This window comes from Virgisporangium aurantiacum (assembly GCF_016863635.1).
Lineage (GTDB): Bacteria > Actinomycetota > Actinomycetes > Mycobacteriales > Micromonosporaceae > Virgisporangium > Virgisporangium aurantiacum.
Genome location: NZ_BOPG01000024.1, coordinates 251,563 through 269,096 on the forward strand (window position 1 = coordinate 251,563; position 17,534 = coordinate 269,096).

The 17,534-nt window shown below is 73.4% G+C and carries 11 protein-coding genes; 5 read left to right on the forward strand and 6 right to left on the reverse strand.

From position 1 onward, the window contains the following. Positions 1 to 10: 10 nt before the first annotated feature. Genes Vau01_RS19615 through Vau01_RS19640 form a run of 6 tightly spaced genes read right to left on the reverse strand, consistent with a single transcriptional unit; the run spans position 11 to position 5,951 of the window. Positions 11 to 856, reverse strand: a complete 846-nt coding sequence (locus tag Vau01_RS19615; protein WP_203994768.1) for a sugar phosphate isomerase/epimerase family protein — start codon at positions 854 to 856, stop codon at positions 11 to 13. Next, positions 853 to 1,953 (reverse strand): Gfo/Idh/MocA family protein, encoded by a 1,101-nt coding sequence (locus Vau01_RS19620; RefSeq protein ID WP_203994770.1) that lies wholly within the window; start codon positions 1,951 to 1,953, stop codon positions 853 to 855. The genes Vau01_RS19615 and Vau01_RS19620 overlap by 4 nt, the downstream gene beginning before the upstream one ends. After that, complete coding sequence (locus Vau01_RS19625) at positions 1,950 to 2,777, reverse strand: sugar phosphate isomerase/epimerase family protein (protein ID WP_203994772.1); 828 nt, start codon at positions 2,775 to 2,777, stop codon at positions 1,950 to 1,952. Before Vau01_RS19625 ends, Vau01_RS19620 begins: the two co-directional genes overlap by 4 nt. 5 nt (positions 2,778 to 2,782) lie before the next feature. After that, positions 2,783 to 3,652: a carbohydrate ABC transporter permease gene (locus Vau01_RS19630; protein WP_203994773.1), complete on the reverse strand. Its 870-nt coding sequence runs from the start codon at positions 3,650 to 3,652 to the stop codon at positions 2,783 to 2,785. Beyond that, positions 3,649 to 4,617 (reverse strand): carbohydrate ABC transporter permease, encoded by a 969-nt coding sequence (locus tag Vau01_RS19635; protein ID WP_239151710.1) that lies wholly within the window; start codon positions 4,615 to 4,617, stop codon positions 3,649 to 3,651. Before Vau01_RS19635 ends, Vau01_RS19630 begins: the two co-directional genes overlap by 4 nt. After that, a complete protein-coding gene (locus Vau01_RS19640) occupies positions 4,614 to 5,951 on the reverse strand; it encodes a sugar ABC transporter substrate-binding protein (RefSeq protein ID WP_203994775.1) in 1,338 nt (445 codons plus the stop codon). The genes Vau01_RS19635 and Vau01_RS19640 overlap by 4 nt, the downstream gene beginning before the upstream one ends. Before the next feature lie 152 nt (positions 5,952 to 6,103). Here Vau01_RS19640 and Vau01_RS19645 point away from each other — a divergent pair, with 152 nt between their 5' ends. From Vau01_RS19645 to Vau01_RS19665, 5 genes are all read left to right on the forward strand, one after another. Beyond that, positions 6,104 to 7,144 (forward strand): LacI family DNA-binding transcriptional regulator, encoded by a 1,041-nt coding sequence (locus Vau01_RS19645; RefSeq protein WP_203994777.1) that lies wholly within the window; start codon positions 6,104 to 6,106, stop codon positions 7,142 to 7,144. Between the two features lie 107 nt (positions 7,145 to 7,251). Beyond that, positions 7,252 to 9,246, forward strand: coding sequence for a S41 family peptidase (locus Vau01_RS19650; protein WP_203994779.1), 1,995 nt, complete (start codon positions 7,252 to 7,254; stop codon positions 9,244 to 9,246). A gap of 115 nt (positions 9,247 to 9,361) precedes the next feature. After that, a complete protein-coding gene (locus Vau01_RS19655) occupies positions 9,362 to 11,086 on the forward strand; it encodes a VMAP-C domain-containing protein (protein ID WP_203994781.1) in 1,725 nt (574 codons plus the stop codon). Next, a complete protein-coding gene (locus Vau01_RS19660; protein WP_203994783.1) occupies positions 11,083 to 12,078 on the forward strand; it encodes an AAA family ATPase in 996 nt (331 codons plus the stop codon). Before Vau01_RS19655 ends, Vau01_RS19660 begins: the two co-directional genes overlap by 4 nt. Next, complete coding sequence (locus Vau01_RS19665) at positions 12,068 to 17,515, forward strand: SAV_2336 N-terminal domain-related protein (protein WP_203994786.1); 5,448 nt, start codon at positions 12,068 to 12,070, stop codon at positions 17,513 to 17,515. Before Vau01_RS19660 ends, Vau01_RS19665 begins: the two co-directional genes overlap by 11 nt. Positions 17,516 to 17,534: the final 19 nt, after the last annotated feature.

Consider the following 17,534-nt stretch of genomic DNA (forward strand, 5'->3'; position numbering starts at 1 on the left):
GCCAAGGTTCTCAACGGATTCCGGTCAGCTCGCGCAGGTACGCGAGGTTGTCCGCGGTGCGTTCCGCGAGCGGCAGCACGGTCGAGAAGTCCTCCACGGTGACCCAGCCGTCGTAGCCGACCTCCGCGAGCGCCGCGAAGTACGCGCCGAGGTCGGCCAGGCCGGTCCGCAACGGCGCCCACTCGTCGACCCAGCGGGTGGAACCGTCCGGCCGCTGTCCGTCCGGGCGCCAGGCCACGTTCTTCACGTGCACGTGCGCCAGGTACCGCCCGAGCATCTCGAACGCCGACAGGTAGTCCTCGTGGCCCTCGATGACGATGTTGCCGATGTCGTGGATGACGGCGACGTGCGCGGGATCGAGCCCGTCGACGAGCCGCAGCGCCGCGGAGGCGGACGCCACGATGGTCCGGTGGTGCAGTTCGACCAGCGCGGTGACGCCGTACCCGGCCGCCCGTGCCGCGACCCGTTCCAGGTCGCGCCGGGTCGCCGCGAACAGGTCCGGATACCGGCCGGTGCCCGACGGCGGCATGGTGACGCGGACGCGGCCGGCGCCGAGCTTCGCGGTGGCCGCCAGCACCCGTTCCACGTTGGGCCGGTCGTCGCTGCGCACGTAGCTGCCGATCCCGGAGTACTCCAGGCCCGCTCCCCGGGTGACGCGGTCGATGTCGGCGAGGTGGTCCTCCAGCCCGCGCAGCGGCCACGTCGCCCGGTTGCCGGCCCAGAAGCCCGGCTCCGGCGCGGGCTCCTGGTCGGTGACCCGCCACTCGACGCCGTCCCAACCCTGGGCGGCGAGGTGCGCGGCCGCCTCCTCGGGTGTCCACTGTGGAGTGGACGCGGTGAACACCGAGAACCTCATCGCGCCGCCTCCAGCCGCACCTCGTCGTACGATCCGCCCAGCACCCCGGCCACGTCGATGGGACGGCCGAGGGCCGCCGACAGGTACACGGCCTCCACCACGGCGAGCGCCACGAGTCCATCGTGGACGGTGACGCCCGGTGGCCGGTTCCCGTCGATCGCCGCGACCACGTCGTCGTATTGGCGCAGGTGCCCGACGACGAAGCTGTCCGCCGGCTTCGCCGCGCCCCACACCTCGTCCGGGCCGACCGCCTCGACCGCCTGGTTGGCCCGCGACGCGTGCGTGCGCAGGTACTCGAGCTGGTCGTCGTGGATGACCGCCGACCCCCGCGAACCCTGCAACTGCAACCGGACACCGAGCCCGGGATGGCCGGCGGTGGTGGCGTGCAGCGTGGCCAGCGCGCCCGACGGGAAGCGCAGCACGGCGACGGCCACGTCTTCGACCTCGATGCGTTCGTGGGCCATCCGGGTGGTGTAGGCGAAGACCTCCACGGGTTGCCCGAGCAGCCACACGAGCAGGTCGACCGTGTGTACGCCCTGGTTCATCAGCGCACCGCCGCCGTCGAGCCGCCAGGTGCCGCGCCACTCGGCCGAGTCGTAGTACGCCTGGCCGCGCCACCACGGCACCGACGCGACCGCGGAGGTCAGCTCGCCGAGCGATCCCGAGCGCACGGCGGCGGCCGTGGCGACGCTCGCCGGGTCGAACCGGTGCTGGCTGACCACCGACGCGACCAGGCCGCGCGCCGCGGCCGAGGCGGCCACGTCGGCGAGGTGCCGCGCGCGACGCAACGAGACGTCGAGGGGCTTTTCGACGACCACGTGCGCCCCGGCGCCCAGCGCCTCCTCGGCCGCGGTCGCGTGCAGGCCGGTCGGGGTGCACACCGCGACCAACCCGATCGGCTCCCCGGCGACAGCGTCGGCGAGGGTCGCGTACCGCGACACCCCGGGGGCGAGCGTGCCGGCCAGCACGCCCGTCGCCGCGGTGTCCGGGTCGACCAGCGCGGCGAGCCGCAACCGGGGATGACGCAGCACGGCCGCCGCGTGGTTGGCGCCGATGATGCCGGCGCCCACCACGGCGACCGGGAGGTGTTCGGTCATGCCAGTTGAACTCCGATCGATCTGGTCAGGTCGGTGAACGCGCGGGCGGCGCGTCCGAAAGCGGCCGGGCCGGAGAACCCGCCGAGCGCGGTCTGCTCGGCCAGGTGGGGTTCCAGTGACGCGAAGCCGGTGTACCCGTCGTCGTGCAGCGCGAGCAGCGTCCGGTACAGCTCCCCGTCCCCGTCGCCGGCCGGCACGACCTGTCCGGTGTCGGCGAGGGCGTCCTTCACCTGGAGGTAGGCGAGGTACGGGCGGAGCATCGCGTAGCCGTCGGTGTACGGCCGCACCCCGACCTGGACGAAGTTCGCGCTGTCCCAGGCCACCCGCAGCGCCGGCGAGCCGACCGACTCGACCAGGTCGAGAACCCGGGCCGGCACGTCGCCGTAGATGTGCTTCTCGTTTTCGTGCACCAGCACCACGTCGGCCCGCTCGGCCACCTTCGCGAAGGACTCCATCCGCCGCAGCACCGCGTCGCGGACGGACTCCGGCGTGGTGTCCGGTGGACGGTAGAACGAGAACAGCCGGATGTACCGGGTGCCCAGCCGGTGCGCCGCCACGACGGCCCGCTCGAGCCGCGCGAGCTCCCCGCCGGTGTCGGCGGTGACGTCGACCTTGCCGACCGGCGACGCGACCGCCGACACGCCCGTGTCGCGTTCGGCGAGCAGCGTCGCCAGCCGGTCGAGGTCGTCGTCGCTGAGGTCGACGACGTTGGTGCCCCAGGCGCTGCGCACTTCGACGTGCCGCGCACCGAGGGCCTGCAGGACGGCGACCTGCACGGCGGGATCGGGGTCGATCTCGTCGCCGAACCCGGACAGTGTCCACACCGGACTCACTTGACACCGCCCGAGGTCAGCCCGCTCACCAGGTACCGCTGGAAGACCAGGTACAGCAGCACCACGGGCAGCGCGCACACCAGCGCCGCGGCCATCAGCTGTCCGTACACGGGAATCGCGCCGCCTTCCTGCGCGGCGCCGAAGTTCTGCAGCGACACCGCCGCCGTGCGGGTGTCGGGGTTGGTGAGCACCGACGCGAACAGCACGTCGTTCCACCCGAGCAGGAACGCGAACACCGCGGAGACCACCAGGCCGGGCCAGGCCAGCGGCGCGACCACGCGGGTCAGCACCTGCCACGACGACGCCCCGTCGACCCGGGCCGCCTCGTCCAGCTCCCGCGGCAGCTCCCGCAGGTACGTCACCATCACCCAGGTGGAGAACGGCAGGGCGAACGTCAGGTACGTCAGCAACAGCGCCCAGCGGGTCCCGATGACCTGGACCCCGACGGCGTTGGCCAGGCTCGCGAACAACACGAAGACCGGTAGCAGCATGAGCGTTCCCGGAACGCTCTGCAGCGCCAGCAGGCCGCGCAGGATCGCGACCCGGCCGCGGAACGTGAAGCGCACCAACGGGTACGCGCTCAGCAACGACACCAGCGCGCACACCACGGCCACGGCGCCGGCGACCAGGATGCTGTTCACCAGCCCGTGGCCGAGGTCGGTGGTCGACCAGATCCGCACGTAGTTGTCGAACCGGGGGCGGCGGGGCAGGATCTCGCCGGCGGCCACGGCGAGGTCGGTGTTCAGCGAGGCGAGCACCATGTACAGCAGCGGGCCGAGCGCGACGACGAGCAGGATCGTGAGCAGCACCGCGCGCAGCGGGCCGGGCAGCATCCGGGTCACCTCGCGGGCACGTGACCGGCTCATTGCTTGGCCTCCCCGGTGTCGAGCCGGACCGCCCGCAGGTACGCGGCGATGGGGATCGCCACGAGCACCAGCGAGATCACGGCCATCGCGGCGCTGAGCCCGAACCGGAAGTTCTGGAAGCTCTCCACGTACGTGAGCACGGGCAGCACCTCCACGTCCTCCGGGCTCGGCACCCCGAACAGCACGAACGGCAGCGCGAAGTTGTTGAGGTTGTGCAGGAACGAGATGACGAACGCCAGCGCGACCGGTCCGCGCAGGTACGGTGCGACGACGTGCCGCAGCTTCTGCCACCAGCCGGCCCCGTCGAGCGCGGCCGCCTCGTACACCACCGGGTCCACCGACTGCAGACCCGACACCGCGAGCAGGTACACCAGCGGCCACGAACTCCACAGCTGCACGATCACCAGCGCCCAGAAGCTGCGCGGACCGTTGAGCCACAGGCCGTCCAGCCCCAGCATCGCGTTGGCGACGCCGTCCGGTTGCAGGACGATCCGCCACACCGTACCGACGACGAACGCCGGCAGCACGTACGGGACGAGGAAGATCGAGCGCACCAGCCCCCGCCCGCGGAACCGGTCCTGGGTGACCAGTGCCGCGGTGACCCCGAGCGGCACCGCCGCCAGCGCCACGACCGCGGCGTAGGAGACGCTGATGAGGATCGAGTGCGGCAGGTGCGAGTCCCGGACCGCCTCGATGTAGTTGTCGAGGGCGACGAACGGTGCGCCCACCCACTGCCGGATCGAGTACTGGTCGAGGTCGAGCAGCGAGATGTACACCGCCACACACAGCGGCACGACGATCACCACGACCGTCACCGCGCCGCCCGGCAGCAGCATCCACAGTGGACGGTTGCGCTGCGACGCGCCCCGCCGGCGCCGGACCGGCCCGGCCGGCACCGGCGGGGTGCCGACCGGCGGGACGGTGGTGGCGGTGTCGGGTGCCCCGACGCCCAGCGGCGCTGTCACTTGGCCTTGTCCAACGCCGCCTGTGCGGTGCTCTGCGCCTGCGCCAGCAGGCCGTTGAGGGCGTTCTCGTCGACCTTGCCGGCCGACAGGTTCGGGATCGACTGCACCACCACGTTGACCAGAGCGAGCTGGATCTGGCTCCAGGCGCCGGTGAACGGCGTGCCGGCCGACTTCCCCGACGAGTCCACGATCGCCGCGAGCGCCGGATCGTCCTTCAGCGCCGCCGCGGCCGCCGCGTTCGTCGGGAGTTCGCCGAACGTCCGGTAGTACTTCTCCTGCGACTCCTGGCTGGTCAGCATCTTCACCAGCGCGAGCGACAGGTCCCGGTTCTTGCTGTACTTCGCGACCACGAGGTTGTCGCCGGAGAGGATGCTGGTGGCCGGCACGCCGCCGCTGGGTAGCGCCGTCGCGCCGGGCGGGATCGTCGGCATGACCGCGTATCCGTACTTGCCGGCGACCGCGGACTTGTCGAGCGTCACCTTCGAACTGGCCGAGACCATCGGCAGGAACGCCGCCTTGCCGGCGCCGAACGCGGCGATCACCTGCGCGTTCTTCCATCCCACGGCGGCCGGGTCGACGACCTTGTCGGTCGCCAGCCAGCCGAGGTACGTGCGGTAGGCCGCGCGCGAGGTCGGGTCGTCGAGCCGCAGGGTGCGGCCGTCGACGATCGGGTTGCCGGCCTGCACGTCCATCGCCCAGATGAACTTCCACGGGTCGAAGCTGTCGGCGTAGCCGATCGCGAGGCCGAAGGTGCCCGGTTTCGTCAGCTTCTTCGCCTGGTCGCGCAGGCCGTCCCAGCTGTCGGCGGGCTGGTCGATGCCGGCCGCGGCGAGCAGGTCCCTGTTGTACGCCATCACGAACGGCCGGCTGGCGAACGGGATGCCGACCTCGTGTTGCTTGTCCGGGCCGGAGATGCCGAGCGTGGCCGGCAGGAACCGGTCGCGTCCGCCGACCTTGGTCCAGTCGTCGGCGGTGAGCTCCACGAACGCGCCGGTGGCGTAGGCGGTCGGGGTGAACGTGGTGCCCAGCGCGTAGACGTCGGGCCCCTGACCGGCGAGCACCGAGGTCTGGATCTTCGTCAGCTCGTCGTTGGGTGAGGCGAAGGTCTCGAACCGTACGGTGGCGCCGGTCTCGTTCCTGAACCGGTCCGAGATCTCGGTGAACCACTGCCGCTGCTGGTCGGGGAAGACCGTGTTGGCGCCCATCAGGACGGTGAGCGTCTTGCCGGCGCCGTCGAGCCCGCCGCCGCTGTCGTCGGGCTCACCGCAGGCCGGCAGGCCCGCGGTCAACAGGATCACGCCGACCATCGCGGCGATGTTTCGTCTGGTCGTCATGGCTACTCCGAGGGGTGGGGGGCGGCTTGGGCCTCGGTACCGGTTCGCCGGACGCTAGCAACGTGGCAACGCGGCAACAATCGTTTGCCATTCGTTGCCATCGGTGATTCCGTAAGACTGTCAGCAGTTGATTTGTCGTCGAGGGAGACGACGTGGAAACCGGCCAGGGGCACCGGCGCCGTCCGGTCACCATCGCCGACGTGGCCGCGGCGACCGGCGTGGCGCCGTCCACCGTGTCGCGCGCGTTGAACAAGCCCGGACGCGTCAACGAGGTCACCCGCCAACGCATCCAGGCGGCCGCCCGCGCGCTCAACTACGTGCCCGACTCCCGGGCACGGGCGCTCGCGTCCGGCCGGACCCGCACCGTGGCCGTGCTCGTCTCCGACGTGACCAACCCGTTCTACTTCGGCATGATCCGCGGCACGCAGGAGCAGCTGAAGGCGGCGGGGTACGCGCATCTGCTCATCGACACGGAGGACTCCGGCGAGCACGAGGCGGAGATGCTGCACAAGATGCGGCAGTCACTCGACGGTGCGATCCTCGGCGCGTCCCGCCTGCCCGAGCGGGCGCTCGCCGCGCTGGCCGAGGAGATCCCGCTGGTGACGGTGAACCGCAACGTCCCCGGCGTGCAGAGCGTGGTCATCGACACGCCGGCCGGTATCGCGCAGGCCGTCGAGCACCTGGTCTCGCTCGGTCACCGGAACATCGTCTACGTCTCGGGGCCCGAACGGTCCTGGTCGAACCAGGCGCGCTGGCAGGCGATGCGCAGCGCCGCCGAGCGGCACGGACGGCAGTTCCAGCGGGTCGGCCCGTTCCCACCCGGCCGCGGTTCCGGCTCGGCGGCGGCCGACGCAGTGCTCAACACCGCCGCCACCGCCTGCATCGCGTTCAACGACCTGCTCGCCATCGGCATGCTGACGCGGCTGCGCGGACGCGGCGTCCGCGTGCCGGAGGACCTCAGTGTGGTCGGCTGCGACGACATCTTCGGCGCCGACTTCAGCAACCCGCCGCTGACCACGTTGACCGCGCCCATCCAGCAGGCGGGCCGGGTGGCGGTGGCCATGCTGCTGTCGAGGCTGGACAGTCGGGGTCCGGAGGCGGTGCGCCGCAACGTCGTCCTGCCCACCTACCTGACCGTGCGCGAGTCCACCGGTCCGGCCCCGGACCGGCATCGACCCACGTCATTACCCTAAGTGGTGACCCGCTGTCAAAAGGTAGTCACATGCGCTCCCGTTCCTCGACGGCGGGACGAGGATCCCTGTCGCACGGATGAGACGGCCGCGAGGGGGCGGAATCGACAATGACCACAACGACCGACAACGACCTCGCCGTCATCACGCTTCCCGACTTCCTCGGCGCGAACGAGATCGGACTGCTGTCGCTCGCCGACCGCCGGCTGATCGTCCGCCAGGCGTCGACGGTGCTGGAGCACAGCTACGCCATGCTGGGTTTCAAGGTCGCCCGGTACGGCATCAACCCGCTGCAGCGGCTGCGGCTCCTGGCCGACCGGCTCGACCGTCCCGGCTACTCGGAGCCGGAGTGGCGTTTCCACGCCGAGATCGTGGACGTCTTCAACTCGCTGCACGACCTGCACACCCGGTACGTCCTGCCGCGGCCGTTCGACAAGGTCGTGGCGTACGTGCCGTTCCTGTTGAAGGAGTTCACCCAGGACGGCCGGCGGCGGTACCTGGTCGGGCGCCGGGAGGCCACGCCGGGTGAGATCCACCATCCGGCCTTCGTTCCCGACGTCGAGATCACCCACTGGAACGGTGTGCCGATCGCGCGCGCCGTCGAGCGGTTCGCCGACCGGTTCCCGGGCGCGAATCCCGAGGCCTGCCACGCCCGCGCGGTCGACCGGTTCACGTTCCGCTCGTTGGCGTTCGGTGCGCCACCGGACGAGGAGACGCTCACCATCCGGTTCATCGATCTGCAGAACAGGGTGCAGGTGGTGGAGACGGTCTGGTTGGTCGCGCCGACGAACCTGGTGCCCCCACCGGCGGGCCCGGGCGGCCCGGGCGGGCCGGTCGCGGGCGAAGCGGACGGCACGGACGGCTTCGCCGTCGGCATCGACGTGGAGGCCGATCACCTCGCCCGGATCCGCACCCGGCTGTTCGCGCCGGAGTTCGTCGCCGCCGAGGTGTCGGGCCGCGCGGTCGACGTCGGGCCCGACGGGGTGGCGGTCTCCCCGGAATGGTCGACGATCTTCGAGGCGCGCCCGGTCGACGCGGGTGGCCGCGCGTTCGGCCACCTGCGGATCCGCCGGTTCGGTCCGCAGACCCCGTTGGCGCCGGGAATGGCGGCGGGATGGATCCAGGGATTCGTCAACGAGTTCATCCGGCTGCTCGGGGAACTGCCCCAGGACGGCGTCGTCGTCGACATCCGGGGCAACCCCGGTGGCTTCGTCCTGGCCTCCGAACTGTGCCTGCAGGTGCTGACCGGTCGCCCCGTCGAACCCGAACCGGCACAGCTCGCCGCGACGGCGTTGAACCTGCGGATCTGCCGCGCCCTCGATGACTTCGACGAGTGGACGCGCTCGACCGAGCAGGCCCTCGAGTCCGGATCCCCCCACTCGGCCGGCGTTGCGCTCACCCCGCCGTGGCTGATCGACCTCGCGCCGCAGTCGTACTTCGGCCCGGTCGTGCTGCTCACCGACGCCCGTTGCTACTCCGCGGCGGACATCTTCGCCGCCGGCTTCCAGGACAACGGGATCGGCGACGTCCTGGGAACGGACAACAACATCGGCGCGGGCGGCGGCAACGTCTGGCAGATGTCGAGAACCGTCCCGCAGCCGCTGCTCGACCGGCCGGAGTTCCCGTTCGACCCGCTGCCCGGCGGGGCCGACCTCACGTTCGTCATCCGGCGGTTGCTGCGGGTCGGCCCGAATGCCGGAACGCCGTTGGAGGATTACGGCCTCCTGCCCAAGCGGCATCACGTCATCACCCGCGACGACCTCCTCCGCGGCGAGGTCGACCTGATGGCCGTGGCGGCGGAGATGCTGGGCGAGCGGACGCCCCGCCGGTTCGACGTCGACCTGTCCACGGCCGACGGCGTGCTGACGGTCCGGTTCGCGACGCTCGGCGTCGACCGCGCGGACGTCATCGTCGACGGTCGGCCGCTGCTGACGGTCGACCTCGGCGGCAACCCCGCGCCGACACCGGTCCCCGTCCGGGGAACCCCGCAGACGGTCCAGGTGATCGGGTTCGACAACGGCAACCGGGTCGCGCTACGGACGTTCGTCGACCGGGGTGCCGACGGTCTGCGTCTGCGCACCGCGTTCGCGTTCCCCACCGGATAGGGGGTGCAGACGGACATACGACCCACACATGGCCCATCCGGGCGATGGCCCGTCGCCGATCGTGGCGGTACGTTCACCGTCTGCCCTGTCGTATGCCCGAGCCCGGGGGATGGTTGTGAACGACGACCAGTGGCCTGCGCAGGTGTTCGACGCCGACGGGCTCTCGGGCAGCGGCTCCGGGTTCCTGATCGGCCCCGACCGGGTGATGACCGCCGCGCACGTCGTCGACGGCATGGCCCGGCCGACCGTGCGGCTGCCGGCCCGGCCCGGCCTCGGCGAGGTCCCCGCCACCGTCGAGTTCGCGGGGCCGTGGCAGCGCGACGGTGACGGCCACGGCGACGTCGCCGTCCTCCGGCTCGCCGCGGCCGTCGACGTGACGCCCGCCCGGTTCGCCGCCCGCAACGCGCTCGACCTGCCCCGCGACCTGATCGTCATGGGCTTCCCGGCCACCCCGGACGGACTGGCCCGGATCGCCACCGTGCGGGCGACCACCGCGCGGTTCCTCGTGGAGGGCGAGTGGATCCAGGTGCACAGCCGGGCGGCGCACGGTCCGTCGGTGGCCAAGGGCTACAGCGGAGCGGCCGTCGCGCTCGCGTCCAGCGGCGAAGTGGTCGGCATGATCACCGCGGCCGTCGGTGCGGACCGGCTCGGGCACATGCTCCCCGTCACCCGGCTGGCGCACCACTGGCAACCGCTCGCCGACCTGCTCCCGCTCGGACCCCTCACCGCCGCCGCGCACGCCGAGCTGCGGCGCGACCTGGCCGCGGTGCCCGTCGACCGGGCGCGGACCGCGGCGGTGCGGGTGGTCGACGAGGACGGCGGTCCGGATCCGGACGCCGGGGCGCTCGCAGCGGCCGGTACCGCGTACGAGGTCGCGGCCTATCTCGCGGAAGGGCTTTACCTGGACGGCGTGAGCGTGGCCCGGATCGCGGCGGTGCTCGCCTCGTTCCGGCAGGCCCTCCGGGCCGACGCGGCCGACGACGCGGCGCCGCCGGTGGAGGAGCCGGTCACCGTCTCGGTGCAGGTGGCGCGCAGCGGATCCGGGCAGCGCAACGTGCTGCTGGGGGTGCGGGTGCGGCACGGCGGGCGGGCGCTGGCCGAGGTCTGCCACGAGGTGGTCGCCCGGAGCCGGCTGCGGGCCCGCGTGCAGGAGGTGCTGCCGGAGGCGATCGGCGGGCACGTGCCGCGCGGTGCGCAGGTCGCGGTCGAGTTCATCCTGCCGCGCGGCTCGCTGTCGATGCCCGTCGACACGTGGACGCTCGGCGTGGGCAGCGTCGTCCAGGTCGGCTGGCGCCATCCGGTCACCGTCCGGGACCTGGCCCGCGCGCAGCAACGCGTCCCCGACTGGGAGCATGACCGGCGCTGGACGGTGCTGCGGACGGCCGGGACCACCGACGAGATCGTGCACTGGATCGGCTGCGGCGACACCGTCGACGCGTCCCGGCTCGCCGCGATGTTCGCCCTGCACGCCTCGCGGGCGATGCTCGCGCTGGACACCCCGCCCGAGCCGGCGGCGACCCATCCGGCGCTGCGGGCCGCGTTCGACAGCGGCATCCCGGCCATCCTCTGGCGCCGGTCGCCGTGCCCGCCGGAGTGTCCGGGAAGCTCGGTGCCCGCCGACTGCCCCGGCCGGCGGTTCCGGGCCCGGATGGCCGGCCGCATCGGCGCCGGTGATTGGATGGACCTTCCGGAGACCGTGCGCCGGCTGCGGTCGGAAGCGGGCGTCACGGACGACGACGACCACGACGGACACGCCGTCACCCTGCTGTGGGACCCGCCCGGGCAGCGCCCGGCGGCCCCGCCGCTGCGGATGGCCGGCACGGGACGAGGGGCGGCATGACGCAGACCGAACCGACCACGGACTGGTGGATCTTCACGGGGACGGGCGAGCCGCACGACCGGATCGACGACCTGCCCGCCCCGCCGCCGTGGCGGGTGTTCCGGGGCGAGCCGGCGCTCCCGTCGCCGCCGCCGTCGACCGCGCACGCCGACGTGGTGCGCGCCGTCACCTACCGGCCCGACCGGCGCACGGTCCAGCAGGTCAACGCGGCGCTGTACCTGCGGCGGCCGCTGCTGGTGACCGGCCCGCCCGGCACCGGCAAGACCTCGCTGGCCTACGCGGTGGCGCACGAACTGTCGCTGGGCCCGGTGCTGCGGTGGTCGATCAGCAGCCAGGTGACGCTGCGCGACGGGCTCTACCAGTACGACCCGCTGGGCCGCCTGCAGGACGCCAACCGCCGCGCCGACGCCGCCGAGGACATCGGCGACTACCTGCGGCTCGGCCCGCTGGGGACGGCGATGCTGCCGTACCCGCGTCCCCGGGTCCTGCTGATCGACGAGATCGACAAGAGCGACCTCGACCTGCCCAACGACCTGCTGACCATCTTCGAGGACGGCAGCTACGAGATCCCGGAACTGGTCCGCGCGTCGGCGCCGACCGCCGACGTCCTCGACGCCGGCGGCACCGAACGGGTGACGATCACCGGCGGCCGCGTCACCTGCCGGGCGTTCCCGCTGGTGGTGATGACGAGCAACGGCGAACGCGAGTTCCCGCCGGCCTTCCTGCGGCGGTGCATCACGGTGGCGATCCCGCAACCGACCGGCGCCGAACTGAACCGCATCATCGCCGCGCACCTGCCCGGCATGGTCGAGCACTCGGCCGAGGTGATCGAACAGTTCCTGGTCCGCCGCTCGGCCGGCGAACTGGCGACCGACCAGTTGCTGAACGCGATCTACCTGACCCAGGTCACGGGCGCCACCGACGAGCGCGCCCTGGCCGCCGACCTGATGCCGTACCTGTCGACCCCGCTGCCCGACGCCGATGCCGGCTGACGGTCCGCCACCACCGCCCGGCGCGCCACCGCCCGGCGCGCCATCGTCCGGCGCGCCGCTGCCCGGTCCGCGGGTCGACCGGTTGCGGGCGGCGCTGGTCGCGGCCGGTGCGGATCCGAGCCCGCGGGAGCTGGCCGAGGTGTTGTGGCTGGCCGGGCACGTCGGTGCGCCGGCCGCCGTCGAGCCGGTGCGGTCCACCGGTGTCGTCACGCCGACGCGGGCCGGTGACCCCGGCCCGGCGCTGGAGCTCACGCCGCCGCCCGCACCGCCGTCCGCCGCACCGGCGCCGGCGCCCGAGCCGGCGGTGCCGCTGCACCTGCCCGCCGGCGACGGCGACGGGCCGCCGGGTGCCGGGGTCGCGGGCCTGCTGGCTCCGGCGGCGCCGGCCCTCGGCCCGCGGTTGCCGTTGCAGCGGGCGCTGCGCCCGTTGGCGCGGCGGGTGCCGGACCCGCGCCGCTACGTCGTCGACGAGGCCGCCACCGCCGACGGCGCCGCCGACCGCGCGGTCGACCGGGCCGTCGATCGGCGGACGTGGCTCCCCGTCGTGCGGCCGGCGAGCCGGCGGTGGCTGGATCTGGCGCTGGTGCTCGACACCGGCCCGTCGATGGCGATGTGGCACCAGCTGCTCGCCGAGTTGCGGCAGACGCTGATCGAGTCGGGGACGTTCCGCAACGTCACCGTCTGGGACCTGCACGGCGACCGGCTGGTTCCGGCGGGCGGCCTCTCGCACCGGGACGCGGCAGCGCTCGTCCGACCCGACGGGCGGCAGGTGGCGCTGGTGGTCAGCGACTGCAGCGGGCCGGCGTGGCACGCCGGCGGCGTCGCCGCGATGCTGCACCGGCTGGGCGGGCACGGGCCGGTCGCGATCCTGCAGCCGTTGCCCGAGCGGCTGTGGGAGCGCACGGCGGCACCGGCGACCGTCGGTCGCCTCACCGCGCCCGCGCCGTGCGCGCCGAATGTCCAGACCCGCTTCACGGCCTACGACGGCATGCCGAACCCGGCACCGGGCGACGTCGTCGTGCCGGTGCTGGAACTGCGGCCGGAGTGGCTGGCCGGATGGGCCGCACTGATCGCCTCGGGCGCACCGCTCGACCCGGCCGCTGTCGCGTACATGGCCGCGCGCGGCATGGCCGCGTCGGCGGTGTCCGAGCCGGACGCGGTGCCGCCCCTGGAACTGGTGCGCGAGTTCCGGGCGGGCGCGTCGCCGACCGCGGTCCGGCTCATGCGCTGCCTCGCGACCACCACGCCGGCCGTCCCGCTGATGCACCTGATCCAGCGGACCGTCATCGGGCACACCGCGCCGGGCGACCTGGCCGAGATCGTCCTCAGTGGACTGTTGACGCCCGTCGCCGGTGTGCCGGGCCGGTACTCCTTCCTGCCCGGTGTCCGCGAGGCGCTGCTCGACGGGCTCGGACGCGCCGACGCGGCGTCCACTGTGGACCTTCTCACCCGGGTGTCCGAACGCATCGAACGCGACGCCGGAACCGCGACCCGTGCCTTCCGCGCCCTGATCCCCGACCCCGACGGCCGGCCGGGTGCGGCGACGGGCGCGTTCGCGCTCATCAGCCCCACCGCGCTGCGGCGGTTGTACCCGGCGGGCGAGCACATCCACGGAACGGCCGACCGGCCCGCGCCGGACGGACCCACCGCGCCCGACGGCCCGACCGTCCACATCGGACACACCGGCGGGGTGCGGGCGCTGACGGCCGTCACCGCGCCCGACGGCCGGACGCTGCTCGCCTCCGCGGGCGACGACCGGGCGATCCGCCTGTGGGACCCGGCCACCGGCGAACCGGTGGGCGCGCCGCTGACCGGTCACGAGGGTGCCGTCCACACCCTGGTGACGCTGGACCTCGACCGGCGACCGGTCCTCGCGTCGGCCTCGATCGACCAGACGATCCGGTTGTGGGATCCGACGACCGGCGAACTCCGGGAGTCGAGGACGGTCGCCGGACGGGTGCGATCGCTGACCGTCGCCACCGACGCGAACAGGGTGCGGTTCCTGTGGGCCGCCGTGGGGGAGGAGATGGTCCACCGGTGGGAGCCGTCGACGGACCGGTGGCACGAGATCGTGGTCGACGACACAGCGGTGGCGATCGCCGCTACCGTCCTCGACGGCGAGGAGGTGCTGATCCTCGGCGGCCGGACCGGGAAGCTGTGGTTGCAGCCCTACGTGTCGCTGTTCGCGTTCCCCGCGCACGACGGGCGGGTCACCGACCTGGCCGTGCTGTCCACATCGGACGGTCCGCTGATTCTCAGTGCCGGCAACGACTCCACGGTCCGGATCACCGACCCGCGCACCGGGTCACAGCGGGTGCTGACCGGGCACGAGGGCGCCGTCAACACGGTGCATCCATTGCCGGACGGCACGTTCGCCAGCGCCGGCGAGGACATGACGATCCGGTTCTGGGCGGCGGACGGGTCGCTCCTTCGGGTGGAGGCGAGCGCCCACACCGCGCCGGTCACCGCGATGGCGACGGTGGCGCTGCCCGACGCGTCCCGGATTCTCGCCACCGCGAGCCTGGACCGGACGATCCGCCGGCGGCCCCTGGCCGCCCGGCCGCCCGCGCCGACCGACGATCCCCTCGCCGCCGTGGCGGCCTACCGGGACCTGATGGGCCGGGTCGGCAACCCCGCCGTGTCGGGCCGCCTGGACCGGGTGCTCCGGACGGCCCTCGCGACCGGGACGCCGCCGAACCTGGTGTTCACCGGCAACAAGGGCACCGGAAAGTCCACCAGCGCGCGGCTGGTGGGGGCGATCTGCCGCGACCTCGGCCTGCTCCCCGACGGCCACCTGCACACGGTCACGGCCGTCGACCTCACGTTGTCGGATGTCGAGCGGGCCGTCGGTGGCGTGCTGTACCTCCGGCACGCCGACGACCTTACCGAGGAGATGATCGGGGAGCTGGCCGGGCAGCTGGGAGTCCACAGTGGACAGCTGGTGGTGGTGCTCTCGGGACGGGCCGAGGGGACGGCCGACGTGCTGCGGCTGGGCGGGCTCGGCGACCACTTCCCGGAGGCGAACCGCGTCGAGTTCCCCGACTACGATCCCGAGTTCCTGCTCGGGTTCGTCCTGCAGAGCCTCAGCACCCTCGACCTCACCGTCGACGAGGAGGTGCTGCCCGCGCTGCGGGCCCGCGTCGAGCGGATCCACGCCGAGCGCGGCCCCGGCTTCGACAACCAGGGCAGCATGCGGACGCTCGCCTGGGACATCGCCGACCGGCGCAGCCGGCGCGTCGGCGCGTACCGGCCGCACGGTCCGATCGCCGTCGAGGACATCCCCGAACCGGACGGGTCGTCGCGGCGCTCGCGCCGGATCGTGGTCGCGGCGACACCGGCGGACCCGGCGGACACGGCGGCCGGCAACCGCCTCCTCGACGCGATCACGGCGGTGGCCGGCCGGCCCGGCGCCGAGATGCGCGACGGGTCCACGATCCTGTTGCCCACCGGCGCCGACCATACGTACACGCCCGCCGACGTCGTGGCGATCCTGGTGTCGCGGCTCGGCGGCCCGGACGCGCCCGGCTACCGGGTCGTGCTGTCCGACGACGAGATCCAGGCCACCCGCGTCCTGCTGAGCCGGGAACTGCATCGCGCCGGTACCGGCCTCGTCGTCGCGGTCTCCTCGACCCTGTACCACGACGATCCGGCCACGACGCCGGAGTGGCACCGGCTGGACGCCGTCGAACTGGCCGGCCCGCCGGCCGAGACCGTCTACGTGGCGGCGTTCGGCCCGCCCGAGACCGCTACCCCGGACCTGGACCGCGCCCTCGCGAACGACGAGTTCACCGTGCTGTACCAACCGATCGTGGACGTGGCGTCGGGCGCGCCGGTGGCCGTCGAGGCGCTGATCCGGTGGCGGCATCCGGACCGCGGGGTGCTGCCCCTGTCGGAGTTCATGACGGCGGTCGAGGACGATCCACGGTTCACCGACGTCGTCCTGCGCAAGGCGCTGGAGGTCCTCGCGGTCCGCGCCGACCTGGCGGTCGTCGTCAGGGTCTCCGGGCGCATGGTCCGCGACGCGGCGTTCGTCGACGTCGTGACGGCGCGGCTCGCGGAGCACCGGGCACCGGGGGCGCGGCTGATGCTGGACCTCGGCGAGCGGACCCTGCGCGGCCTGCCGGCCGAGGTGGTCGACCGGCTCGCGGGGCTCCGCGATACGGGCGTCGACGTGATGCTCGACTTCGGGGTGCGGTTCTCGTCGCTGGCCATGTTGCGTCAGCTGCCGCTCGACGTCGTGAAGATCGACGAGCGCGCCGGTCCGGTTGCCCAATCGACCGTGGTGAAACAGGCGCGGGCACTCGGACTCCGGACGCTGGCAGCCGGGGTCGGGACCGCCGACGGCTGGGACGCGGCGGCGCGCCGGGGATTCGTGCTGGCGCAGGGGCCGTTCTTCGGCCGGCCGGTGCCGCTCGCCGAGGTGGACACGATCGTTCCGGCCCGGGAACCGGCTCCGGCGGTCGCCGAACCGCGGGCGACGGACCGGGTCGACGTCCTCGTGATGACCGCCCGGTGGGAGGAGTTCGCGGCGGTGCGGGCGACGGCCTTCCACCCGACCGCGTGGGCGGAGCGTGACGCCGACACGGACACGCCGTACCTGTGGGGGGTGCGCCGGACACCGGACGGGCGGGAACTGTCGATGGCGGTGGTCGATCCGACGGGCAGCGGCTCGTGGGAGACCGGCGCGGTCGCCGAGCGCCTGGCCGACCGGTTGCGTCCGGCCTGCCTGGCGCTGTGCGGGGTGTGCGCGGGCGATCCGGCGCTCACCACGCCGGGGGACGTCGTCGTCGCGGACCGGGCGTACGAGATCTTCCCCGACGGCCGCGCCGTCGACCACCGGCGGTACGACCTGGATCCGGACCTCGTCGGCGCGGCGCGGGACCTCGACCCGACCCGCCTGCCGAGCAACGGCCCGCCCTCCGACATCGACGCCCTCCTGTGGACACTGGAGCGGCTGCGCGCGGGTGAGGATCCACTGTCGCATCCCGACCGCGTCCGGTACCTCTCCACCGCGACGTCGGCGACGCGGCTGGAATGGCTCGAGTCCGCCGACCTGGTCACCCGGCACGGGGACGGCACCCTGGCGATGACCGACGCGGGCGCGGAACTGGTGCGGCGCCGGTCGTACGACGACGTCGAGGGACCGCGGCGGCTTCCGTTCCGGCTTCTGGTCGCGCCGATGGCCAGCGGCAGCGGGATGGTGGCCGACCTCGGAACCTGGGTGAGCCTGCGCGGCGCGGGCCTGCGCGGGATCGCCGCGGTCGACCTGGACGCGGCGGCCGTCGCGTCCGCCGCCCACCGGGCCGAGGTGCCGCGCTGGCTGGTCGTCAAGGGCGTCATGGACCACCTCGGCCCGCACTGGTCCGCCCGGTACACCACGTTCGCCGCCCGCGCGGCGGCGGAGGTGCTCTTCGCCCTGCTCGACCGCGTCGAGTGACGCCCGTGGTGTCGTCCGC